The organism is Pseudoxanthomonas sp. P4_B2, from assembly GCF_056402315.1.
The window spans coordinates 282,428-304,677 of the sequence record NZ_JBFUHQ010000002.1 but is presented as its reverse complement, the minus strand read 5'-3'; the positions used below and the strand labels follow the sequence as shown (position 1 = coordinate 304,677).

The 22,250-nt window shown below is 65.3% G+C and carries 20 protein-coding genes; 8 read left to right on the top strand and 12 right to left on the bottom strand.

What is annotated here, in order from left to right; all coding sequences use genetic code 11:
- The first annotated feature begins 71 nt into the window (after positions 1-71).
- Together AC1DTQ_RS05870 and AC1DTQ_RS05865 are read left to right on the top strand one after the other, a co-directional pair.
- On the top strand, positions 72-740 hold the full coding sequence (locus AC1DTQ_RS05870) for a response regulator transcription factor (protein WP_477848592.1): 669 nt from the start codon (positions 72-74) through the stop codon (positions 738-740).
- 146 nt (positions 741-886) lie between these two features.
- The gene (locus AC1DTQ_RS05865; protein ID WP_477848591.1) at positions 887-1,972 is read left to right on the top strand and encodes a diguanylate cyclase; all 1,086 of its coding nucleotides are present in this window, start codon (positions 887-889) and stop codon (positions 1,970-1,972) included.
- Between the two features lie 10 nt (positions 1,973-1,982).
- On the opposite strand, the gene AC1DTQ_RS05860 is transcribed toward AC1DTQ_RS05865, so the two are convergent.
- Entirely contained in the window at positions 1,983-5,426 is a 3,444-nt protein-coding gene (locus tag AC1DTQ_RS05860) for a NahK/ErcS family hybrid sensor histidine kinase/response regulator (protein WP_477848590.1), read from the bottom strand.
- Positions 5,427-5,586: 160 nt separating this feature from the next.
- On the opposite strand from AC1DTQ_RS05860, the gene AC1DTQ_RS05855 reads away from it, so the two are divergent.
- From AC1DTQ_RS05855 to AC1DTQ_RS05845, 3 genes are read left to right on the top strand one after another with little or no spacing between them, the layout of a single operon-like run.
- Positions 5,587-6,984 (top strand): MFS transporter, encoded by a 1,398-nt coding sequence (locus AC1DTQ_RS05855; RefSeq protein ID WP_477848589.1) that lies wholly within the window; start codon positions 5,587-5,589, stop codon positions 6,982-6,984.
- Positions 6,981-9,383 (top strand): GH36-type glycosyl hydrolase domain-containing protein, encoded by a 2,403-nt coding sequence (locus AC1DTQ_RS05850; protein WP_477848588.1) that lies wholly within the window; start codon positions 6,981-6,983, stop codon positions 9,381-9,383. Before AC1DTQ_RS05855 ends, AC1DTQ_RS05850 begins: the two co-directional genes overlap by 4 nt.
- Complete coding sequence (locus AC1DTQ_RS05845) at positions 9,380-9,892, top strand: gluconokinase (protein WP_477848587.1); 513 nt, start codon at positions 9,380-9,382, stop codon at positions 9,890-9,892. The genes AC1DTQ_RS05850 and AC1DTQ_RS05845 overlap by 4 nt, the downstream gene beginning before the upstream one ends.
- 60 nt (positions 9,893-9,952) lie before the next feature.
- Here the strand turns inward: AC1DTQ_RS05845 and AC1DTQ_RS05840 are convergent, their stop codons facing one another.
- The 8 genes from AC1DTQ_RS05840 to AC1DTQ_RS05805 form a co-directional block, all read right to left on the bottom strand.
- Positions 9,953-11,377: an FAD/NAD(P)-binding protein gene (locus AC1DTQ_RS05840; RefSeq protein ID WP_477848586.1), complete on the bottom strand. Its 1,425-nt coding sequence runs from the start codon at positions 11,375-11,377 to the stop codon at positions 9,953-9,955.
- Positions 11,378-11,506: 129 nt separating this feature from the next.
- A complete protein-coding gene (gene cls / locus AC1DTQ_RS05835) occupies positions 11,507-12,955 on the bottom strand; it encodes a cardiolipin synthase (RefSeq protein ID WP_477848585.1) in 1,449 nt (482 codons plus the stop codon).
- Between the two features lie 412 nt (positions 12,956-13,367).
- Entirely contained in the window at positions 13,368-13,532 is a 165-nt protein-coding gene (gene rpmG / locus AC1DTQ_RS05830; RefSeq protein WP_310093158.1) for a 50S ribosomal protein L33, read from the bottom strand.
- Between the two features lie 11 nt (positions 13,533-13,543).
- Positions 13,544-13,780 carry a 50S ribosomal protein L28 gene (gene rpmB / locus AC1DTQ_RS05825; protein ID WP_093288990.1) on the bottom strand — a complete coding sequence of 79 codons (237 nt, stop codon included), beginning with the start codon at positions 13,778-13,780 and terminating at the stop codon, positions 13,544-13,546.
- A gap of 310 nt (positions 13,781-14,090) precedes the next feature.
- Entirely contained in the window at positions 14,091-15,029 is a 939-nt protein-coding gene (locus tag AC1DTQ_RS05820; RefSeq protein ID WP_477848584.1) for a ParB/RepB/Spo0J family partition protein, read from the bottom strand.
- On the bottom strand, positions 15,030-15,830 hold the full coding sequence (locus AC1DTQ_RS05815) for a ParA family protein (RefSeq protein ID WP_477848583.1): 801 nt from the start codon (positions 15,828-15,830) through the stop codon (positions 15,030-15,032).
- 224 nt (positions 15,831-16,054) lie between these two features.
- Complete coding sequence (rsmG, locus tag AC1DTQ_RS05810) at positions 16,055-16,699, bottom strand: 16S rRNA (guanine(527)-N(7))-methyltransferase RsmG (RefSeq protein WP_477848582.1); 645 nt, start codon at positions 16,697-16,699, stop codon at positions 16,055-16,057.
- A gap of 28 nt (positions 16,700-16,727) precedes the next feature.
- Complete coding sequence (locus tag AC1DTQ_RS05805) at positions 16,728-17,315, bottom strand: 4'-phosphopantetheinyl transferase family protein (RefSeq protein WP_477848581.1); 588 nt, start codon at positions 17,313-17,315, stop codon at positions 16,728-16,730.
- 239 nt (positions 17,316-17,554) lie between these two features.
- On the opposite strand from AC1DTQ_RS05805, the gene AC1DTQ_RS05800 reads away from it, so the two are divergent.
- Positions 17,555-17,812 carry a GlsB/YeaQ/YmgE family stress response membrane protein gene (locus tag AC1DTQ_RS05800; RefSeq protein WP_477848580.1) on the top strand — a complete coding sequence of 86 codons (258 nt, stop codon included), beginning with the start codon at positions 17,555-17,557 and terminating at the stop codon, positions 17,810-17,812.
- A 150-nt stretch (positions 17,813-17,962) separates the two neighbouring features.
- Here the strand turns inward: AC1DTQ_RS05800 and xth are convergent, their stop codons facing one another.
- On the bottom strand, positions 17,963-18,730 hold the full coding sequence (xth, locus tag AC1DTQ_RS05795) for an exodeoxyribonuclease III (RefSeq protein WP_477848579.1): 768 nt from the start codon (positions 18,728-18,730) through the stop codon (positions 17,963-17,965).
- A 95-nt stretch (positions 18,731-18,825) separates the two neighbouring features.
- Positions 18,826-20,235 (bottom strand): coniferyl aldehyde dehydrogenase, encoded by a 1,410-nt coding sequence (locus AC1DTQ_RS05790; protein ID WP_477848578.1) that lies wholly within the window; start codon positions 20,233-20,235, stop codon positions 18,826-18,828.
- Between the two features lie 50 nt (positions 20,236-20,285).
- Here AC1DTQ_RS05790 and AC1DTQ_RS05785 point away from each other — a divergent pair, with 50 nt between their 5' ends.
- Entirely contained in the window at positions 20,286-20,819 is a 534-nt protein-coding gene (locus tag AC1DTQ_RS05785; protein WP_477848577.1) for a gamma carbonic anhydrase family protein, read from the top strand.
- A 100-nt stretch (positions 20,820-20,919) separates the two neighbouring features.
- Positions 20,920-21,831 carry a DUF2167 domain-containing protein gene (locus AC1DTQ_RS05780; RefSeq protein WP_477848576.1) on the top strand — a complete coding sequence of 304 codons (912 nt, stop codon included), beginning with the start codon at positions 20,920-20,922 and terminating at the stop codon, positions 21,829-21,831.
- Positions 21,832-21,872: 41 nt separating this feature from the next.
- Here the strand turns inward: AC1DTQ_RS05780 and AC1DTQ_RS05775 are convergent, their stop codons facing one another.
- Positions 21,873-22,142, bottom strand: coding sequence for a YkgJ family cysteine cluster protein (locus AC1DTQ_RS05775; RefSeq protein WP_477848575.1), 270 nt, complete (start codon positions 22,140-22,142; stop codon positions 21,873-21,875).
- Positions 22,143-22,250 lie beyond the last annotated feature (108 nt).

Sequence of the window (22,250 nt, the reverse complement as noted above, 5' to 3'; positions counted from 1 at the left end):
ATCAAAATGGATCCCAGCGTTCGCTGGGATGACGAACGGACAGAAGTCACTTTCCACTGACAACGAGGCTCATGACCACTCTGCTCATCGCCGACGATCACCCTCTATTCCGCGAAGCCCTGCGCGGTGCGGTGCAGCGGGTGATGCCGGGGGTGAAACTGCACGAAGCCGATAGCGTCGACGCGCTCTACGCCCTGGTCGACGCGCATCCCGATGCCGATCTGCTGCTGATGGACCTCAACATGCCGGGCGCGCAGGGTTTCAACGCGCTCGTGCACCTGCGCGTGCTGCATCCGCAGCTGCCGGTAGTGGTGGTGTCCGCGCGCGAGGAACCCAGCGTGATGCGTCGTGCGCTGGATCACGGCGCCTTAGGTTTCATTCCCAAGTCGGCCGCTTCGGAAACGATCGGCGAAGCCATCGGCCTGGTGTTGGACGGCGAACGCTGGGCACCGCCGGAAGCGCTCGCCGCGCCCGGGATCGGCCGCGACGAATACGAAGTGGCCCAGCGCTTGCGCGAGCTCACTCCGCAGCAGTTCCGGGTCCTGCAAATGCTGGGCGCGGGCCGTTTGAACAAACAGATCGCCTACGACTTGGGCGTGTCCGAGGCCACCATCAAAGCGCATGTCACTGCCGTCCTGCGCAAACTGGGCGTCACCAATCGCACCCAGGCGGTGTTGATGGCCGGACGCCTGTCGGTCGATCCCGAGGCCATGGTGTTGCCGCCGGAAGAGCAGGACTGACGTCTTTCCCGTAGTGGATCGACGGACCTGCGTTGGGCGGGGAAATGCAGCGTCGGTCACAGATCGCACCCGAGTTGCCCGCCTGGCCGCGCTACGATGTTGCGAAGGGGCCGCCTGGTGCGTGCCGGCTTTCCGGATAGGCGGTGATGGACAGCGATCGCGACGAATCCCGTCGTATCAATTTCGGCAGGCGCATCTACCCGCTGCGCGTCATCGGGCTGGCGATCGGCGTGCTGTGCGTGGCCGCGGTCATGCACCAGCACGGCGCTGCCTCCTGGCTGTGGGGACTGCTGCTGTTCGACGGTCTGGTCTGGCCGCACCTGGCTTATGCGCATGTCCTGCGCAGCCGCGATCCGATCCAGGCCGAATACCGCAACCTGCTGATCGACGCCGCTTTCGGCGGCTTCTGGATCGCGGTGATGGCCTTCGACACCCTACCCAGCGTGCTGCTGGCGGTAATGCTGATCATGGACAAGGTGATCGTCGGTGGCCGCCGCTTCGGCGCCAAGAACCTGGCGCTGATGGCGCTGACGTGCTTGGTTACCAGCGCCTTGATGGGCTTCCGCTTCGAACCCTACACCACTTACCGCACCATGCTGGCCTGCCTGCCGCTGCTGATCGTGTACCCGCTGGCCATCGGCGCCGCCAGCCGCCTGCTGGCGCAGCAGACGCTGCGCCAGAAGCGCATGTTCGAGAAGACCTCGCGCTTCGACGCCGCCACCGGCCTGATGAACCGGCAGCAGTGGCAGTACGAGGCCAACATGGAGTTCAACCGCTTCGTGCGCGCCGGCCGGCCGGCGGTGCTAATCATGATCGACATCGATTATTTCAAACAGATCAACGACGGCTACGGCCATACCGTCGGCGATGCGGTGATCGAGGAATTCGCGCGCCTGATGAAGGCCTGCCTGCGCGACATGGACACCGGCGGGCGTTACGGCGGCGACGAGTTCGGCATCGTCATGCCCGAGACCCGTTGGGAAGAAGCCATCGTCGCCGCCGAACGCCTGCGCAGGCAGGTCGCGGCGTACGTGTTCCCAGGCATCGACCTCAGATGCACGGTCAGCATCGGCCTGGCCGAAATCAATCATTCGATCGCTAACGTGACCGACTGGATCAGTGCGGCGGACGCCGCCTTGTACGCAGCCAAACGCAAGGGCCGCGACTGCATCGAAGTGGCGAAAATTCCACAACGCCCGCCTTATGCCGCACGGTCCCGGGTCGACGCCTAGCGACCACCGCTCACACCGCGAGCGTCTGGTGGTGCGCAGCCAGGAACGCACGCAACGAGGCCGGCTTCACCGGTTTGGTCAGCAGTCGGTAACCGCGATCGCGCGCGCGTTGCTTGAGCTCGTCGCGGCCGTCGGCGGTCAGCAGCGCGCCGGTGATCGGCGTCGCGCTGGCGGCCTGCAGAGCGTCCAGGGTTTCCAGTCCGTCCATCCGGTCGTGGAGGTGGTAGTCGACCAGCATCACCGCCGGCGCCTGATCGATCTTCTGCAAGGCTTCGTCCACGGTGGCCGCCGTGATCACTTCCACCTGCCAACGGCCCAGCAGCGCGCGCATGCCGTCCAAGATTTCCTGGTCGTTGTCCACGCACAGCACACGCAACCCCGCCAGGGAGTCCGCGGCGCGCAGCGAGGGTGCGGGCTCAAGAACGGCATCGGCAGCGGCTGCCGCGCGCGGTACCGTGATCGAGAACATGCTGCCGTGGCCGACCCGGCTGCGCGCGTCCAGGTCGTGGCCGAGCAGCCGCGAGATGCGTTGGCAGATGGATAGCCCCAGCCCCAGCCCCTGTTCGCCCCAGTCGAAGGGCTGCGGGTAGCGATGGAATTCATCGAAGATCTGGCGCATGTGGTGCTCGGGAATGCCCGGGCCGGTATCCCAGACCTGAAGTTCCAGGTTCTGTCCGCGCAGGCGGATGCCCAGCACGATACGGCCGCTGCGGGTGTAGCGCAGCGCATTGGCGATGAAGTTCTGCAGCACGCGGCGCAGCAGCCGGCGATCGCTGCGCACGGGTCGCGCAGAGGCGTGCACCCGCAGATCGAGACCGCGACCAGCGGCGACCGGCACGTATTGCGAAGCGAGTTCGCGCAACAGCGCGCCGGCGTCGAAGTCGCTGATCTCGGTGTGCATGCCGCCCGCATCCAGGCGCGAGACATCCAACAGGCCGTCCAGCAGCTCCTCCGCTGCACGCAAGGAAGCGTCGACACGCTCGGCCAGGTGGCGCTGTTCGGCCGGTTCGTCGCTGTCGCGCAGTGCCGAGGTGAACAGCCGCGCCGCGTTCAGCGGTTGCAGCACGTCGTGGCTGATCGCGGCCAGGAAGCGCGTCTTCGACTGCTGCGCAGCCTCGGCTTCGCGCCCGCGATCGGCCACGCGTTGCTCCAGGTTCTCGTTGGCTTCCAACAGTGCATTCTCGGCACGCTTGAAGTCGGTGATGTCGTTGTAGCTGGTGACGTAACCACCACCCGGCAGCGCCTGGCCGCGCATCTCGATCACGCTGCCGTCGCTGCGCACGCGTTCGAAGATATGCGGCGAACCGACGCGCATGTAGCTGATGCGCTTGGCGATCTGTTCTTCCAAATCGCCGCCTCCCAACTCGCCGCGCTCGGCGTTGTAGCGGATCAAATCGGCCACCGGGCGACCCACGTACAGCATGCCCTGCGGATAGCCGAACATCAGCTGGTAACGGCGGTTCCAGGCCACCAGGCGCATGTCCGGATCGACCACGCTCACGCCCGAACTGATGTTCTCCAGCGTGGTGGAAAGGATCTCGCGATTGAAGCGTAGTTCCTGTCCCGCCTCATCCAGCACCGCCACCACTTCGCCCAATTCCATGCCCGACCCGCGCAGCACGCTGGTCAATACCAGGCGCGCCGAGGCCGCACCGATGGCCGCGGCCAGCAGCCGTTCGGTGAACTGCACCCAGGCGCGGTCGGCGGCGGCGGCGGGTTGCAGTTCGCGTTGCAGCGTCGTGGCTTGTTCGGCGAAAGCGCGCCGCGCGTGGCGTTCGCCGACGATGCGCTCGGCCAGCGACAGCAGGTCCGACACGCGCACGTTGCCCGGCCATTCGCTGGCCACCAGCGCCTGCCGCTGCGCATATGGATCGAGGAATGGCGCGATGCGCAGGCGTTCGTCCACGCTGGGGCGCCAGCGTGCCGACACCAGCATCATCACGCCGGTATTGAGCAGCAGCGACCAGAAGGTGCCGTGGGTCAGAGGATCCCAACCGGTTAGGTTGAACAGCTGCTGGGGGCGTAGCCAGTGGATGCCGTACGGTCCGGTCTGCAGCCATTCCGGCCCCAGCCAGCCGGAGGCCGACAAGGTCGGCAGCAGCAGCGTGTAGATCCAGGTGGCGAAGCCGACCAGCATGCCGATTTCCACACCGCGCCGACTGGCGCCGCGCCAGTACAGGCCGCCGATCAGCCCGGGCGCGAACTGCGCGACCGCCGCGAAAGCGATGAGCCCATACGACGCCAGCGAATTGTCGTTGCTGCTGGTGCGGTAGTAGGCATAGGCGCACAACGCCAGCATCAGGATCGCGAAGCGGCGTATCCACAGCACGCGCGAGGCCACGTCGGCCTCGGCATGGCGTTCGGCCCAACCGCGCCGCAGCAGCACCGGCATCACCAGATCGTTGCTGACCATGGTGGCCAGGGCGATGCTAGCCACGATGACCATGCCCGTGGCCGCCGAGAATCCGCCGATGTACGCCACCAGCGCCAACGCGTTGTTGCCGGCGGTCAGCGGGAGCGCCAATACGAAGGTATCGCTGGCGATTCCGCTGCTGCTGCCGAACATCGCCACGCCCGCAGCGGCGATCGGCACCACCATCACCGAGATCAGCACCAGATAAATGCCGAACAGCCAGCGCGCCTTGCGGATGTCGCCGACGTCGCTGCATTCCACCACGGCCACATGGAACTGGCGCGGCAGGCAGACGATGGCCAGGAAGCCAAGCAAAGTCTGGGTGAAGAAACCCACCGGCGGCGCGTTCTCGAACAAGGTCCGCGCGGACTGTTCCACGTGCAGCACCTGGCCGCCCAACCACACATACGCGAACACGCCCACGATCACGATCGCCACCAGCTTCACCACCGATTCCAGCGCGATGGCCAGCATCATGCCGTGGTGGTGCTCGGTGGCGTCCACCTGCCGGGTGCCGAACAGCGCGGCGAACAGCGCCATCAACAAAGCGACATACAACGCAGGATCGGTGAAGAAGCCGGTGTTCTGCGCGTTCTGGCCGGTGAGCACGCCCAAGCTGAGCGCCACCGCCTTGTACTGCAGCGCCAGGTACGGCACCACGCCGATCAGCGCGATCACCGTGACCAATGCCGCAAGGCGACGCGAGCGGCCGTAGCGCGAGGAAATGAAATCGGCGATGGAGACGGTGTTCTGGCTGCGTGCGATCAGCGCCAACCGTTCGATGATGCGCCAGCCGAACAGCAGCAGCAGCAGCGGGCCCAGATAGATCGGCAGGTAGCCGATGCCGTTGCGCACCGCGCTGCCGACCGCGCCGTAGAACGTCCACGAGGAGCAATAGACCGCCAGCGCCAGGCTGTAGACCACCGGACGCAACCAGGGGCGATCCGGATACATCGGGCGCCGGTCGCCCCACCACGCCACGCCGAACAGCAGCGCGGCGTAGCCGATCGATACCAACAGCAGGATCCAGCTGGAAACCAATGCGGCGCTCCGTATCTTGGGCCTGCGAGTGTATGCCGTGTCGCATCGCGCGGACTGTCTGCTTGCCTGCGCTGCACGATGTCGGCAAGCTGAAATGCGGTCAACAGCCGGTGCATGCGCGCGAGGTGCGCCAACATGCCGGTCTTCCGGAGCAAAACGCATGACGCAGGACCAGGACCCGGCACCCGCCGGAAACAAGCGCGCGACCGCGGACGGAGTGCGCCTGCCGTTGCGCGAGAAGGTCAGCTACGGCATCGGCGACTTCGGCTTCAATCTCTATTGGGCCAACATCTCGGCCTTCCTGCTGATCTTCTACACCGACGTGATGGGCCTGGCCGCCGGTGCGGTCGGCACGATGATGCTGGTGACCAAACTGGTCGATGCGGTGGCCGACCCGTTTATGGGCGCGATCGCCGATCGCACCCGTACCCGTTGGGGCCGTTTCCGGCCGTACCTGCTGTTCGCCGCAGTACCCCTTGCGATCACCGGCGTGCTGACCTGGACGGTCCCGGACCTGGAGGGCGGCGGGCGTCTGCTGTGGGCCTACGCCACCTTCACTCTGATGATGTTCGTCTACACCGTGCTGAGCATGCCGTACTCGGCGCTGTCCGGAGTCATGACCGCCGACAGTCAGCAACGCACCACCCTGATCAGTTTCCGTTTCATCGCCGCCTTCGCCGGCACCACCCTGGTCAACTGGCTGACCCTGGACCTGGTGCGCTGGCTCGGCCGCGGCGACGAGCAGCTGGGCTGGCAGCTGACCATGGTCCTGTACGGGGTCGTGGCGGTCGCCACCTTCGTGGCGGTGTTCGCCAACACCCGCGAACGGATCGAGCCGCCGCCGCAACAGCGCAGCACGATGCGCCAGGATGTGCTCGACCTGCTGAGCAACAAACCCTGGCTGGTGCTGTTCGTGCTGGCGTTGGTGATCATGGTGACGATCGTGATGCGTAGCGGCTCGCTGGTGTACTACCTCAAGTACTACGTAAGCCGGCCGGAGCTGACCGGCCTGTTTCTCGGTAGCTATTCGGTGGCGCTGGCTATCGGCGCGGCGCTGACGCCGCTGCTGACCCGTCTGCTGGACAAGCGCCGGCTGATGATGGGGCTGATGGCCGGGGTCGGCGTGATCAGCTGCGCGATGTACTTCGTGCCCAGGGAGCAGATCTGGGTGATGTTCGCGCTCAACACCCTGGTCGGGTTGCTGCTCGGGCCGAAGTCGCCGCTGGCGTTCTCCATGTATGCCGATTGCGCCGATTACACCGAGTGGAAGACCGGGCGCCGGGCCACCGCGATGACCTTCGCCGCCGCGACGTTCTCGCAGAAAATGGGCGGCGCAGTGGCGTCGGCGGCGATCGCCTGGATGTTGGCGGCTATGGGTTACGTCGCCAACCAGGCTCAGTCGGACGCCTCGCGCCTGGGCATCGTGTTGCTGCTGACCGTGATCCCGGGCGTGGTGGCGCTGGTGGCGGTGTGGGTGATGAAAGCCTACCCGCTCAATGATGCGGCGCTGGCGCGGGTCCAGGCGGAACTGCAAGCGCGCCGGGAGACGGCGGAATGAGCGGTGTTGTCGACACGGCCCTCCCTTATGGCTTCCAGGAACAGGGCCGGCGCTTCGTCCTGAGCAGTCCCACCGCGATGCCACAGGCCTCCACCTTCTTGTGGAACCGGCGGATGCTGCTGCAACTGAACTGTCGTGGCTACGCTACCGCGCAGTTCATGCAGCCGGAGCCGGCCAAGTACGCGCATGCGCCGACGCTGGAGGCCAAAAGCTTCATGCAGCCGGAGCAGCCGTACTACGCGCACCATCCCGGCCGCTTCTGCTACGTCAAGGACGAGGAGGGCGGCCTGCTGTTTTCCGCGCCGCACGCGCCGGTGAACCGCGCGCCGGACGCGTTCGCCTTCTCGGTCGGCCAGGGCGACGTCGCTTGGACTGTGCAATGCGATGGCATCGAGGTGGAAATGTCGGTGCGGTTGCCGCCGGAAGACGTGGCCGAACTGTGGACCGTGCGCGTGCGCAACCGCTCCGGCCGCGCGCGCCGGATCAGCCTGTATCCGTACTTCCCGGTCGGCTATCTGTCGTGGATGAACCAATCCGGCCGCTATCGCGCGGACCTGGGCGGGATCGTCTGCGACAGCGTCACTCCGTACCAGAAGGTGGCCGACTACTTCCGCCAACGCGACTTCAAGGACCGGACCGTGCTGTTGCACGAGCGCCAGCCCGATGCCTGGGAAGCGAATCAGGCCGGATTCGAAGGCGAAGGCGGATTGCACGCACCGATGGCCATCATTGCGCATGAGCGGTTGACCGGCGGCGATGCGCTGTACGAGACGCCAGCGGCGGTGCTGCAGTACCGCCTTGCCCTGGCGGCGGAAGGCGAGGAAACATTCCGCTTCGTGTTCGCCCCGGCCCGCGACGACGTCGAGATCGCTGAGCTCCGTGCACGCTATCTGTCCGAGCAGGGTTTCGCTGACGCCGCCACCGCCCACTCCTCCTACCTGGACGAGGGCCGCGGCTGCCTGCGGATCGAAACTCCGGATCCGTGGCTGGACGACTTCGCCAACCACTGGCTGCCGCGACAGGTCTATTACCACGGCGATTGCAACCGCCTGACCACCGACCCGCAGACCCGCAACTACTTGCAAGACCACATGGGCATGGCCTATTTGCGGCCGCAGACGGCGCGGGCAGCCTTCTTGCACGCGCTGTCGCAGCAGGAGCCCAGTGGGGCGATGCCCGATGGCATCCTGCTGATCGAAGGTGCGGAACTGAAGTACATCAACCAGGTGCCGCACACCGACCACTGCGTGTGGCTGCCGGTGTGCCTGCAGGCCTACCTGGACGAAACCGGCGACGACGCCTTGCTCGAGGCGACGGTGACGGACCGCGAGGGCAATGCGGCCAGCGTCGCCGAGCGCATCGACCGGGCGATGGACTGGCTGCTGCAGGCGCGCGACGCGCGCGGGCTCAGTTACATCGCCCAGGGCGACTGGTGCGATCCGATGAATATGGTCGGCTGGAAGGGACGAGGCGTGTCCGGCTGGCTGTCGCTGGCGAGCGCGCATGCGCTGCGCCTGTGGGCCGCTGTCTGCGCACGCAGCGGGCGCGCCGCGCAAGCCGCGCACTTCGAAGCCGGCGCCGAAGCACTCAATGCCGCGGTCAACGCCCACTTGTGGGATGGCGACTGGTACGGTCGCGGCATCACCGACGACGGCGTGGTGTTCGGCGTGCGCGCCGATAGCGAAGGCCGCATCTACCTCAACCCGCAGAGCTGGGCCATGCTCAGCGGCGCCGCCGACGCGCCGCGTCGCGCGCGGCTGCTGGCCGCGGTCGACGCGCAACTGGTCTCGCCGTACGGCGTGGCCATGCTCGATCCGCCCTACACCGGCATGCGCGAAGACGTCGGTCGGCTGACCCAGAAGTTTCCCGGTTCGGCCGAGAACGGCGCGGTCTACAACCACGCCGCCGCGTTCTACCTGCATAGCCTGTACAAAGCCGGTGAGGCGGATCGTGCCTGGCGCGTATTGCGCGCGATGCTATCTGGCCCCGATCTGGAGGACTGCCTGCAGCGCGGGCAGTTGCCGGTGTTCGTGCCCAACTACTACCGCGGCGCGTGGCGTCTGCATCCGCGCACCGCCGGCCGCTCCAGTCAGCTGTTCAACACCGGCACTGCGGCATGGATGTACCGCTGCCTGGTGGAGGAACTGTTCGGTCTCCGCGGCGACGGCCAGGCGCTGCGGATCGCACCGCAGCTACCCTCGCACTGGTCGCGTGCACGCGCCTGGCGGCGGTTCCGCGATGCCGAGTTCGAAGTAGAGATCGAACGCGTCGCCGGCCGCACCGACGCCCGCGTCGCGATCGATAGCCAATGGCTGGAAGGCGATACCTTCTCCGGCATCGAGGCCGGGCGTCGCTACCGGGTCCGCGTTGAACTACCGAGTGAAGCGGGGCCGGCATGAGCGAGGTGCGCGTGGCCGTGGTGATGGGCGTGTCCGGCAGCGGCAAGACCACGCTGGCGCGTGCGTTGGCCGACGCATGGGAGGCGACCTTCCTCGATGCCGACGATTTCCACAGCGACGAGGCTAGGGCGTTGATGGCCAGCGGCCAGCCGCTGACCGACGAGATGCGCCAGCCGTGGGCGGCGCGCATTGCCACTGACCTGCAACGCCGCGTGGCCGACGGTGCGCGCGTGAGCCTTGCCTTCTCCGGACTGCGCCGCCAGCACCGCGACATGCTGCGCGCCACGGGACTGCCGCTGCGGTTCCTGTTTCTGCACGGCGAGGCGGCGCTGATCGGCCAGCGCATGCGCGAGCGTAGCGGCCACTACATGCCGGTGACACTGCTCGACAGCCAGTTCGCCACGCTGGAGGAGCCCGCCGGCGAGGACGATGTCGTGGTGCTGCCGGTCGACTTGCCGCCTGACGTGCAGTTGGCGCGCGCCTTGCAAGCCCTCGCCGCGCCCTTGTAGGAGCGACGTCAGTCGCGAAGCTCTTAATTTCTGAAATCGCCGGGTGGAACGTTTCGCGACTTACGCCCCGAAGGAAGTCCCCTTGGGGGACGTTGCTCCTGCCGGCGCCTGCGGAAGCGCCAACAGTCGTCGCGCGGCGTCTTCCGCTTGGATACGGAGTTCGGGCACGGCGATGCTTTCCCACAGCCGGCCGATGCGGAGACTGCCGACCACGATCACGCCAGGCAGCGCTTCGCCTTCGGCATTGACCAGGTCGCCATCGCTGGCGGTGTCGATGCCGATGCCGTGCGGACCGGGCCGGGCGTTGCCTTTGCCCAGAAGATCGGAAAGCAGCGGATTGCGCATCAGTTGCGCGCGCATCTCCACGCCGGTGGCGTTGACGACACGATCCACATCGAGTTCCTGCGTACGCCGATCGCGCATCATCAAGGTGACGCGGACGCGCTCCCCTTCGCGGTTCACGGTCTGCAGGCGACCGCGGTGCAGCCGCAGCTGGCCACTGGTTTGCAGCGCTTCGAGTTGCGCATGCACTTGCGGCGCGATGCGGTGGCGGTGCACGTCCCAGTAGCGCACCACGTGCCGCAGAAAGCGCCGCTGGTCGTCGTGGGAGAGCGTGCGCCACAGGTTCTGCACCAGCGGACGCGCGCTTTCCATCACCGCCTGCCATGGCAGACCTTGCCGGTCCGCCTCGCTGGCTGCTTTTCGCAAGACGCGCATACGCTGGCGCAACGGCATCGCCAGCAGCACCTCGGCGTCGAAGTCGGCCACCGCATGCTTGGTGTGCGCAAGCGGCAGCAGCGCGTGCCGCGACAGCACGTGCACACGGCCGCGATGGCCGTTGGCGACCAGACTCAGCGCCGTGTCGACCATGCTCAGCCCGGAGCCGGCGATACAGATTTCCGCGTCGGCGGGTATCTGCTTGATCGCATCGAAGTCCCAGGCTTCCAGGACCGACTGTCTCGGCAATCCGGAGGCGCCGCGGGCAGGCAGGGGTTTGGGATTGTTGCCGACCGCCATCGCCATGCCGCGGGCACGGATCGTGCTGCCCGATTCGAGTTCCAGCTGCAGTACGCCGTCGTCGTCCAGGCCGGTCACCCTGTCCTGCCGCACTTCGAAATGCGCGGACGTGGTTTCGCGCGCTTGCTGCAAGCGGTCGCGCAGGTAGTCGCCGTAGTGCCTGCGTTGCGCATACGACACCGCGATGACGTCGCGCGCGCTCTCGCCTTCGCGCGCCACCAAAAAATCCACGAAGTCGTCCGGCTTGTCTTCGAATGCGCTCATTCTCCGTGCCGGCACGTTGAGCAGGTGTTCGGCATGGGTGGTGGCGTAAGCCACGCCTTGCGCGAGCCGCGCGGTGGGTTCGATCAACACGATGCGGATGCCGGCGTCGGCCAGGCGTAGCGCATGGATGGCCGTGAGTACGCCCCCCGCGCCGCCGCCGATGATGGCGATATCGAAAGGGCGGGACGGGAGCTGTGTCGTCATCGCAATATTGTAGGGGATGACTCGCAACGCTCGCGCTTTGTCCCCTTTGGAAAAGGGGGCTACGGGGGATTTGCTCTTGGCGCCAAAAGCAAATCCCCCTCGATCACCCTTTTTCCAAAGGGGGAGGCCTTACATCAACGAATCGGCCAATCGCGCGATGCCTTCACGGCTGCGCTTCCACGTAGCGCGGCGTCGCCAGGTATCCAGGGTGATGATGTCCGCGTGGTCCAGATAATCGGCTTCCACCTCACGCATGCGCGCGACCACGCCGCGGTCGTAGCAGAGCAGGCCGATCTCCGCGTTCAGCGCGAAGGATCGGATGTCCAGGTTGATCGAGCCGACCAGCGCGATTTCATCGTCTACGCTCAGATGTTTGGCATGGAGAAAGTGTGGACGGTACAGCGCGATCTTCACCCCACTGGCCAATAGCTCGTTGTAGTACGAATCCTGCGCCCAGGCCGTAAGCCGCTGGTTGTTGCTGGCCGACAGGATCAACTGCACGTCCACGCCCGACAACGCGGCGATGCGCAGCGCGCTCAAGGTGGCGTCGTCGGGAACGAAGTAGGGCGTAGTCAGCACCAGCTTGCGCTGGGCGAGATGGATCAGTGCGTTGACCGTGTCGCGCGCGTTCTCGAACGGGTAGGCCGGTCCGCTGGGCAGCAATTGCATCGCGATGTTGGCGCTGCTCGCCGCAGGCACGGGCTTCACCTGCAACCGTTGGCCGGTTTCGATGTACCAGTCGCTGGCGAACACGCCTTCCAGGTGCGCCACTACTGGGCCCTCCACGCGCGCCACCAGTTCCCGATTGGGGAAGCCAGGTACGAAATCCGGCGCGGCGAGGTTCTGCGACCCCACGTAGCCGGCGCAGCTGTCGATCACCGCCACCTTGCGGTGGTTGCGCAGATCCATGCGCCCGCTGCGCCGCCAGCGCAGGCCGCCCGGCAGCATCACGTGCACTTCCACGCCGGCCTTGCGCAACCGTCGCGCATAGCGACGCAATCCACGCTTGGCGCCGACGGCATCCAACAGCAACCGGCACTGCACGCCGCGGGCCGCGGCGCGTTCCAGCGACTGGCATACGGCATCGCCGACGGCGTCGTCGAACAGCAGGTAATACAGCAGATGCACACGCTCGCTGGCGCCGTCGATGTCGGCCAGCAGCGCTTTCAATGAAGCCGCGTAGTCGTCGAGCAATTGGATGGCGTTGCCGTGGGTAGGCATGAAATCGCCCAGCCGTTCCACCAGCGGCACCATTTCGCTGGCGGTGTCGCTGCCGTGCGGCAACCAGCGTAGCGCGCCGTGCGGCGCCTGTTCCTCGCGGATCACGCTCGACGCCAGGGTCTGCCGCCGCACGCGTTCCCTGGACAGCCAGGGATGACCGAACAACAGATACAGCGGCAGGCCCACCAATGGCAGGAAGCCGACCAGCAACAGCCAGCTGCGCGCCGCCGCCGGCGTGGTGCGGGTGGGAATCCACAGCAGCGCCGCCAGGCGGATCACCCAGTCCAGCGCCAGCAGCCACACGCCTGCGGAAAAGGGCGTGGCCCATTCCGCGAACTGATGGAGGAAGGCGTTCATGGGGCGATTCTGCGGGGTGGCGGGGGAAAGGACAAAGTGCGAGGTAGTACTAGTGCCGCAGTCGCTCTTTGAAGGAAGCAGCGCTGACAGGCCCCCTCCCTTGCGAAACAGGGGAGGGTTGGGGAGGGGTGCTTTTGCTTTTGCCTTTGGGTCTGACCCTTGGTTCTGAGTTGATGCAGCGCGAAGTCTTCGGCGAAATTAATCTCGAGAAGGTTTGTCGCGAAGAGCACCCCTCCCCAGCCCTCCCTGCTTCGCAAGGGAGGGGGCAAGAGCGATGCTTGGTTAAGGATTGTTTTTGTGGACCACAAACGACAAACCCGCCTTTCGGCGGGTTTGTCTTGTAAGGCGCTGGATCCCCGCCTGCGCGGGGATGACGCATTGGCAAAGCCGCGCTAGCGCGCGGGCCAATGCGTCACTTGATCTTGCCTTCCTTGTACATCACGTGCTTGCGCACCACGGGATCGTACTTCTTCATCTCCATCTTGCCCGGAGTGTTTTTCTTGTTCTTGTCCGTGGTGTAGAAGTGGCCCGTATCGGCCGAGGAAATCATGCGGATCTTGTCGCGTTTGCCTGCCATGTCTTATCTCCTCAGACCTTTTCGCCGCGCGCGCGCAGCTCAGCCAGAACGGAATCGATGCCGTTCTTGTCGATGGTGCGCAGCGAATGCGCGGAAACCTTCAGCTTGATCCAGCGGTTTTCGCTGGCGACCCAGAAACGGCGCTCGTGCAGATTGGGCAGGAAGCGACGACGGGTTTTGTTGTTGGCGTGGCTGACGTTGTTACCCGTCATCACACGCTTGCCGGACACTTGGCATACGCGGGACATTACGCACCTCGATAGTGTTGGTTGCCCTCCTTAGCCAGGAGAACGGCGGCCCCGACGGATCACCTGGAACAGGTGCGGCCATCGCGCGATACGGGTCAAAAGTTCTGCTGCCGGGGCGGGCCGGAATCGCACTTCCGGGCGCGAATCCGGATCAAACCGGACGCAGCGAGCCGCGCATTATGCCCGGCTTTCCCTTGTGGCGCAAACACTTACGGAAGGGGCGTGGGAGCGGCGTCCCGCCGCGAGCTCTGGCTCGGTTACAGGAGGAGGATCAAGAGCTCGCGGCGGGACGCCGCTCCCACAGCTGCAGTCAGCCCGCGGTGACCGATCCCCGCAACCGCTCCAGCACCCCGTCCAGGGTGTCCAGATCGGTGTAGTGGATTACCAGCTTGCCCTTGCCGCCGCGGCCATGGGCGATGCTGACCTTGGTGCCCAGGGATTCGGACAGCTCGGTCTCCAGCGAGGCGATGTCGGCCTGAGGCGCTGCCTTGCCGGGCTTGGCTTTGCGGCCGCCGTTGACCGGTACCTTGCCCGCCGCGAACTGCTGGGCGCGGTGCTCCACTTCGCGCACCGACCAGCCCTGGTCGGCGGCCTCGGTAGCCAGTTTGCTGGCCAGATCCGGCGAAAGGGTCAGCAGGGCGCGGGCATGGCCCATCTCCAGGCGGCGCGCTTCCAACAGGGCGCGGATGGCCGGCGGCAGTTCCAACAGGCGCAGTAGATTGGAAACCGCGGCGCGGGAACGGCCCACCGCTTCGGCGGCCTCGGCATGGGTCAGGGAAAATTCGCCGATCAGGCGCTGCAGGGACTGCGCCTCTTCCAGCGGATTGAGGTCTTCGCGCTGGATGTTCTCGATCAACGCCATGGCGATGACGGTGCGGTCGTCCAGCTCGCGGACCACCACCGGCACATCGGCCAGGCCGGCTTCCTGCGAGGCGCGCCAGCGGCGTTCGCCGGCCACGATCTCGTACATCACCTTTCCACCGGGGCCCGACGACAGCTCGCGCACCACGATCGGCTGGATCACGCCCTGGGCCTTGATCGACTCGGCCAGCTCGCTCAGCTTGGCCGGATCCATGCCCATGCGTGGCTGGTACTTACCAGGCTGCAGCTGCTTGACCGGGATCTGGCGCAGGCGTTCGCCGGGCTGCGCCTCGGGGGGGGCGGTGGCGGCCGCCTTGGGGCCGAGCAGCGCTTCCAGGCCACGGCCCAGGCCGCGCTTTTTCGCCGGCGTTTGTTTGGGTGCGGACATTTACGCGTTCTCCAGATATTTCGCTTGCTGTTTGTTGCGGTCGGCCTGTCGGCGCAGGATCTCGCCGGCCAGGCCCAGATAGGCGACTCCACCGCGCGAGGCCCGGTCGTAGCCGACGATGCTCTGGCCGTGGCTGGGCGCCTCGGCCACGCGCACGTTGCGCGGCACGATGGTGCGGAACACTTTGTCGCCGAAGTGCGTGATCAACTCGCCGGAGACCGCGTTGGCCAGATTGTTGCGCACGTCGAACATGGTGCGCAGCACGCCTTCCACTTCCAGTCCCGGGTTCAGACGCGCCTTCAGCGCTTCGATGGTTTCCATCAGCGCGCTGAGTCCTTCCAGCGCGTAGTACTCGCACTGCATCGGCACCAGTACCGAGTCGGCCGCGGTCAGCGCGTTGAGCGTCAACAGCGACAGCGCCGGCGGGCAGTCGATGAGGATGAAGTCGTAGTCGTCGCGCAGCGGATCCAATGCGACCTTGAGGCGCTGTTCGCGGCCTTCGATCTCCATCAGCTGGATCTCGGCGGCGGTCAGGTCGATGTTGCCGGGCATCAGGTCGAAGTCTTCCGGCGTCTTCACGATCACCGAGCGCGCGTCGGCTTCCTGCAGCAGTACGTCGTAGCTGGAAGCTTCCAACTCGCGTTTTTCGATACCGCTGCCCATGGTGGCGTTGCCCTGCGAATCCAGGTCCACCAGCAGTACGCGCTTGGGCGCGCGCGCCAGCGCGGCGGCCAGGTTGACCGCGGTGGTGGTCTTGCCGACCCCGCCTTTCTGGTTGGCGATGGCGATGATGCGGGCCATGCGTGGGCTGCCTCGTGGAACCGTCGTGGGTCGGGGATTATGCGGGATGAAGCGTGGAACTTTGGGGGAATCATGTTCCGGCTTTGGATTTTGGGGCTCTAAGCAGGCCCCGGAAGAGCGCGGTTACTGCTCTGCCCCCTTTGGGAAAGGGGGCTATGGGGGATTTGCTCTTGGCGCGAACAGCAAATCCCCCTCAATCCCCCTTTTGCAAAGGGGGAGGCCGATCATGCATCGCGGTCGACGATCACCAAGTGGCGTTCGCCGACCAATCCTGGAACCGTCAAGGCGTTTACGGCTGAAACCGTCCAACCCTCAGGCAATGCGGCCATTTCCTCATCCGGTCGTACGCCCTTCATCGCCAGCAGCTTTCCGCCGGGTTTAAGCAAATGACCACCCACCTCGATTATTCCCGCCAGCGTATTCAGCGCGCGGGCGGTGATGGCGTCGTAGGCCCCTGGCTCCTCCAGCGCTTCGGCACGGGATTCGGCGACCCGCGCGTTGGCCAGCCCCAGCGTGCGTACGGCTTCGCGCAGGAAACGGGCCTTCTTGCCGTTGCTTTCCACCAGCGTGACCTGCAGTCGCGGCTTGGCGATCGCCAGCGGGATGCCGGGCAGGCCGGGGCCGGTTCCCAGGTCGGCCAGCGCCTCGCTTTCGACGAAGGGATGCATCGCCAGCGAATCGAGCAGGTGACGGACCACCATCTCGCGCGGGTCGCGAATCGCGGTGAGGTTGTAAGTGCGGTTCCAGCGATCCAGCAGGGCCAGGTAGGCGAGCAGCGGCGGCGACAACGCGTCGGCATCGAGACCCAGCGTAGCGAGGCCGCTATTGAGGTCGTCATGCAGCGCTTTGGGGAAAGAGGAGGTATTCATCGCCTCCAGTATCGCAGACGTCCGGGGACTATTCGGCGCCTGCGGAGCGCCACGCCAACGCGGCGTGGTAGCCCGGCAAGGGCGTCCATTCGCGCAATGTCCAATCCTGCGGTCGTCCGAGCGCGAAGTCGCAATGGATCAGCTGCAGATCATCGCCGGTTTCGGCGAACACCAACTTCTCCAGCCCGAACGACAAGCCTTTGCCATGGGCCTTGAGTACCGCTTCTTTCGCGCACCACAGTCGGACGAAGGAAAACTCCATCGTGTCTTCGTTCTGAGTAGCCAGCCAACGCACTTCGTCGGGATGGAAGAATCGCTGCGCGAGTTGCCGCGCGCGTGGACGCGGCCGGATCTGTTCGATGTCCACGCCAAGCTGGACCGATTCCCCCAGCGCCAGCAGTAGCGCATCGCCGCTATGGCTCCAGCCCGCGTCATAGCGTTGATAAGGAGATCCCAGCAAAGGACGGCCTTCGTTGCCACGGGACAGGGGCAACTCGTCGTCGTCGCATCCCAGCGCCTCGCAAAGCAGAGGGCGCACGTAGGGCTCGCCGCGTTCGCGCCGGGGGTGACGCAACAACCACAGGCGGACAGGGGTTTCGGAAGGCAGGTTCGGCATGCGTACCAATGTAGCCGATGGCGCCTTCGCATCTCACATTTTCCTGTTGCGCGGCGGCGTGCAAGCGCCGGCGATTTGCGCTATCTAACAGGCCAACACGGAGAGGGCCCCACCAGGACGCGGGTTAACAGCGGCTTCACATAACGAAGCCTTAAATCGTTTCAGTTGAGAAGTTACGTTCAACTGTTCCTGCATAGATGCGGGAGCGCCCTTCCACCTTGAAGCAAGGAGTACGCTCGATGAATTTCCTGATCTATCTGATTGTTGGCGGTATCGCGGGCTGGCTAGCCAGCATCGTGATGAAACGCGATGGTTCGCAAGGCATCATCCTCAACGTCATCGTCGGCATCATTGGCGGGTTCCTCGGCGGCTGGCTGTTGCCGCAGATCGGTTTCGGCCTGGGCGGCGGTACGCTGGGCTTCCTGGTCACCGCATTCATCGGTGCAGTTGTCCTGCTGTTGATCATCAACCTGTTTACGCGCGGAAAAGCGCGCTAGACGTTTTCGCTGCGACCGCGTGCGCGATTAAGACGCACCCATGGTTCGTGGCACCGCAAAGGCCCGGCAATGCCGGGCCTTTGTTCATTTATACCGATGGCATCCCTGGCCGAGCGTTCGGCCGGGCAACAGACGTCTTAAGGGCGTCCGTTAAGCGCCCAGACTTACCCACGCCGGCGCATGGTCGCTGGGGCGTTCCCAGGTGCGTGGTTCTCGGTCGATGCCGGCCGCGTTCGTTTCGCGCAATGCATCGGACACCAAGGTCAGATCGATGCGCAGTCCCAGGTCGCGACGAAAACCGGCCATGCGGTAATCCCACCAGCTGAACACGCCGCCGGCCTCGTTGTGCAGGCGGTAGGCATCGTGCAGCCCCAGCGCGTACAGGCGTTTGAGCGCGTCACGCTCGGCGGTGGAGGTGAGGATGTGCGAGTCGTTCCAGACCGCCGGGTCGTGCACGTCGCGGTCGTCGGGGGCGATATTGAAATCGCCCAGTACCACCAGTTTCGGATGGGCGCGCAGCTCCTGTTCCAGCCACGCATGCACCGCTTCCAGCCAGCGCAGCTTGTAGGCGTACTTGTCGGTACCGACGTCCTGGCCATTGACCACGTACAGATTGACGATGCGGACGTCGCCCACCGTCGCGGCGATTGCGCGCTTCTGCTCGTCTTCGAAATTAGGAATGCCTACCTGCACATCGCTCGCCGGCAGCCGCGACAGCAAGGCCACGCCGTTGTAGGTCTTTTGGCCGGAAAAAACGCTGCGGTAGCCGGCCTCGGCCAACACGGTATCCGGGAACTTGTGATCCTCCAGTTTGGTTTCCTGGACGCCCACTACATCCGGCGCGAACGCGCCCAGCCATTGTTGCAGGTGCGGCAGGCGAACATTGAGCGAGTTGACGTTCCAGCTGGCGATTTTCATGTTTGATTTTCCGTGGGAGCGGCGTCCCGCCGCGAGCTTTTTCACGTGCGCAGTGAGAGCTCGCACCGGGACGGCGCTCCCACAGGGCGGAAAGCTTAGCGGATGATGAAGTCGATGAAGCGCGCCACTTTCGAGTACGGCGGTTTGAGCATGTCGCTGCCCGCGCGCCGCGACTGCCACAGGATCGGCAGCGCCTTGCTGAAGGCATCGAAACCCGCACGCCCGTGATACGCGCCCATGCCGCTGGGTCCGATGCCGCCGAAGGGCAGGTTGTTGATGCCGAAATGCAGCACGGTGTCGTTGACGGTAACGCCGCCGGCCAAGGTGCTGCGCAGGATCTTCTCCACGCTGTCGCGGTCGTGGCTGAAGGGATACAACGACAATGGCCGGTCGTGCGCGTTGACGTAGGCGATCGCTTCGTCGAGGTTGCGATAGGACTTGATCGGCAGGATCGGTCCGAAGATCTCTTCCTGCATCACCTTCGCGTCCTCGCCCGGTTCCAACACCACGGTGGGCGGAAACAGGCGTTGCTGCGCATCGCCGTTGTCGGCCAGCGGCAGCACTTGCAGGCCGAGTGCGCGCGCGTCGTCCAGATAGTCTTGCAGGCGCGCGTATTGGCCGTCGTTGATGATGCGGGTGTAGTCGCTCGAATCGGCCAGGGTGCCGTAGCGCGCGCGGACCTGCTCGCGCAGCGCCTCCGCCAATGCCTGGGCGCGGCCTTCGTCGATCAGTACGTAATCGGGCGCGATGCAGGTTTGTCCGCCGTTGAACCATTTGCCGGTCGCCAGCCTCGCAGCGGCCTGTTCGAGCGGAAAGTCCGCGCACACGATGGCAGGCGACTTGCCGCCCAGTTCCAGCGTCAGTGGGGTCAGGTGGGCGGCGGCGGCGGCCATTACCTTGCGGCCGACTGCGGTGGAACCGGTGAACACTAGATGGTCGAACGGCAACGCGGCGAATGCGCCGGCAACCTCCGCGCCTCCGGTCGCCACCGCGACGCGGTCGGCGGGGAACACCTCGGCGAGCAGGCTGCGCAGGAAGCCGGTCGTGTTGGGCGTGTGCTCGGACGGTTTCAAGTAGACGTGGTTGCCGGCGGCGATGGCGGTGGCCAGCGGAATCAGCGCCAGATTGACCGGGTAGTTCCAGGGCGCGATCACGCCAACCACGCCCACCGGTTCCGGCCGGATCTCCGCGCGCGCCGGCCAGAAGCGCCAGCCCACGCCCACACGCTTGGGTTTCATCCACTTGCGCAGATGGCTGCGCAGGTGGTCGATCTCGTTGAGTACGGTCATGCCGTCGGCGATCAAACTCTCATGCCGCGAACGGTGGCCGAAGTCGCTGGCGATGGTTTCGGCCATTTCTTCCAGCCGGCGTTTCAGGGCATCGCGCAGGCGCTGCAGGTCTTCGCGGCGCTGGGCGTAATCCGGTCGTCTGGATTGCCAGCTTGTGCGGAGGCGGGCCAGCGTGGTGGAAAGTTCGGTGATCGGAGTGTCGGCGGTAGTGTCCATACGCCAGAGTGTAGTCGGGCCTCCGCGGGCCTGCCCATTACAATGCAAGGATGACCGCACTCCGCCCCTATCTTGGCCGGCTTCCCACCCTTGGCCAGCGTGTTTACGTGGACCCGGCCTCCACCGTGATTGGCGACGTGGAGTTGGGCGACGATGTCTCCGTCTGGCCGGGCACCGTCATCCGTGGCGACGTGAACCACATCCGCATTGGTGCGCGCACCAATGTCCAGGACGGCACCATCATTCATGTCAGCCACCACAGTCCGTACAACCAGGCCGGCTATCCGACCCTGATCGGGGAGGACGTCACCGTTGGCCACGGCACCATCATCCACGCCTGCAGCATCGGCGACCGCTGCCTGATCGGCATGGGCGCCTGCATCCTGGACGGCGCGAAAGTGGAGGTCCACGGCTTCGTCGGCGCTGGCGCTGTAATCGGCCCGGGCAAAGTGGTGGGCGAAGGCGAGCTTTGGCTGGGCAATCCCGGACGTTTCGTGCGCCGGCTCAGCGACAAGGAAATCGAGAGCCTGCTGTATTCGGCCCAGCACTACGTGCGGCTGAAAGACCAGTACCTAGCCGCGTAGGTCGGGGCTACGCTTGCGTTAGCCCTGGTCCGTTGCGTACGGACGCAGGTCACGCGACACTGGTGTACGGGCATGGGGATGCCCAATCACGGAGCGATAGATGATGAAGGCGATGATTCGTGGCCTGCTGGCCACGTTGTGCGTGGGGTTGGCCCTGTCCGCAGCCGCGCAGGCACCGGAAGAGGGAGCGGGGTCGGGGAAGACTCCAGAGCAGTTCGTCGCTTCGTTGCATTTCAAGGACGGAGAGATCGCGGTACCGCAAGCCAAGGCGCACTTCCGGCTGACGCCGGCCTTTCATTACCTGGAACAGGCCGACGCGCGTCGCGTACTGGAAGAACTGTGGGGCAATCCTCCGGACGAGAGCGTGCTGGGCTTGATCGTGCCAGCCGCTCCGACCTTGGTGGAAGACAACAGCTGGGCGGTGGTGGTGACTTATTCCGACGACGGTTACGTCTCCGATGAGGACGCCGCCAAGATCGACTACCAGGAAATGCTGGAGGAAATGCAGCAAGGCACCAAAGACGAGAACGCCGCGCGCAAGGAGGCGGGCTACGGCACCGTCGATCTGCTGGGTTGGGCCGTGGCGCCGCGCTACGACGCCGCCAGCAAGAAAATGTACTGGGCCAAAGAGCTGAAGTTCGACGAGTCCAAGGACAACACGCTGAACTACGACATCCGCGTGCTCGGCCGTAACGGCTATCTGAGCCTCAACGCCGTCTCCAACATGTCCGAGCTGGGACTGGTGCAGACCGGCATGCAGCAACTGCTGCCGATGACTGAGTTCGACGCGGGCGCGCGCTATGCCGACTACGACTCTTCCACCGACAAGGTGGCCGCGTACGGCGTGGCTGCGCTGATCGGCGGGGGACTGGCGGCCAAGGCTGGCTTGTTCGCCAAACTAGGGTTGATCCTGGCCAAGTTCTGGAAGTTGGGATTGATCGCTTTTGTGGGTCTGGGCGCATTTATCAAGAAGTTGTTCGCTGGCAAGCGTGAAAAAGGCGCGGTCAGCTGACCGCAGACAGCGATTCAACACCTACGCCACTGAGCCCATTCTTAGGGCTTAGTGGCGGCTTCAAGGTGGCCGAGAAACGCAAGCGCCTGCGCGCGGTTGTTTCCGCACATCTCCATCGACGGCCGCAACGAGACGCAGAACGCCGGTCGTTCGGGCTTTTCGAACAGTCGGCAACGGAGGTCATCGTCCAGTTGCACGCAGCGCACTCCAGCCGGCTTGCCCAGCGGCATCCCGGGAATGGGCGAGGTGATCGACGGCGCGATGCAGCAGGCGCCGCAATGGTTGCGGCAGGGAAATGGGGTCTGGGTCACCGCAACAGTTTAGTCGTGCTGGGCAAGGTGGAGATTCGCGGCTAAAGTCGACGCTGGCGGGAACAGGAAACAGGAACGCGCATGGCGCGCAAAGAATATTCGCGGACT

Excerpts from the sequence above, each read along its gene's own strand:
- AC1DTQ_RS05845 (WP_477848587.1), top strand. The coding sequence starts at position 9,380 with ATGAGCGAGGTGCGCGTGGCCGTGGTGATGGGCGTGTCCGGCAGCGGC.
- AC1DTQ_RS05850 (WP_477848588.1), top strand. The coding sequence starts at position 6,981 with ATGAGCGGTGTTGTCGACACGGCCCTCCCTTATGGCTTCCAGGAACAG.
- rsmG (WP_477848582.1), bottom strand. The coding sequence starts at position 16,699 with ATGAATACCTCCTCTTTCCCCAAAGCGCTGCATGACGACCTCAATAGC.
- AC1DTQ_RS05855 (WP_477848589.1), top strand. The coding sequence starts at position 5,587 with ATGACGCAGGACCAGGACCCGGCACCCGCCGGAAACAAGCGCGCGACC.
- AC1DTQ_RS05815 (WP_477848583.1), bottom strand. The coding sequence starts at position 15,830 with ATGGCCCGCATCATCGCCATCGCCAACCAGAAAGGCGGGGTCGGCAAG.
- AC1DTQ_RS05785 (WP_477848577.1), top strand. The coding sequence starts at position 20,286 with ATGACCGCACTCCGCCCCTATCTTGGCCGGCTTCCCACCCTTGGCCAG.
- AC1DTQ_RS05805 (WP_477848581.1), bottom strand. The coding sequence starts at position 17,315 with ATGCCGAACCTGCCTTCCGAAACCCCTGTCCGCCTGTGGTTGTTGCGT.
- rpmB (WP_093288990.1), bottom strand. The coding sequence starts at position 13,780 with ATGTCCCGCGTATGCCAAGTGTCCGGCAAGCGTGTGATGACGGGTAAC.
- cls (WP_477848585.1), bottom strand. The coding sequence starts at position 12,955 with ATGAACGCCTTCCTCCATCAGTTCGCGGAATGGGCCACGCCCTTTTCC.
- AC1DTQ_RS05780 (WP_477848576.1), top strand. The coding sequence starts at position 20,920 with ATGATGAAGGCGATGATTCGTGGCCTGCTGGCCACGTTGTGCGTGGGG.
- AC1DTQ_RS05820 (WP_477848584.1), bottom strand. The coding sequence starts at position 15,029 with ATGTCCGCACCCAAACAAACGCCGGCGAAAAAGCGCGGCCTGGGCCGT.
- rpmG (WP_310093158.1), bottom strand. The coding sequence starts at position 13,532 with ATGGCAGGCAAACGCGACAAGATCCGCATGATTTCCTCGGCCGATACG.
- AC1DTQ_RS05790 (WP_477848578.1), bottom strand. The coding sequence starts at position 20,235 with ATGGACACTACCGCCGACACTCCGATCACCGAACTTTCCACCACGCTG.
- xth (WP_477848579.1), bottom strand. The coding sequence starts at position 18,730 with ATGAAAATCGCCAGCTGGAACGTCAACTCGCTCAATGTTCGCCTGCCG.
- AC1DTQ_RS05800 (WP_477848580.1), top strand. The coding sequence starts at position 17,555 with ATGAATTTCCTGATCTATCTGATTGTTGGCGGTATCGCGGGCTGGCTA.
- AC1DTQ_RS05840 (WP_477848586.1), bottom strand. The coding sequence starts at position 11,377 with ATGACGACACAGCTCCCGTCCCGCCCTTTCGATATCGCCATCATCGGC.
- AC1DTQ_RS05870 (WP_477848592.1), top strand. The coding sequence starts at position 72 with ATGACCACTCTGCTCATCGCCGACGATCACCCTCTATTCCGCGAAGCC.
- AC1DTQ_RS05865 (WP_477848591.1), top strand. The coding sequence starts at position 887 with ATGGACAGCGATCGCGACGAATCCCGTCGTATCAATTTCGGCAGGCGC.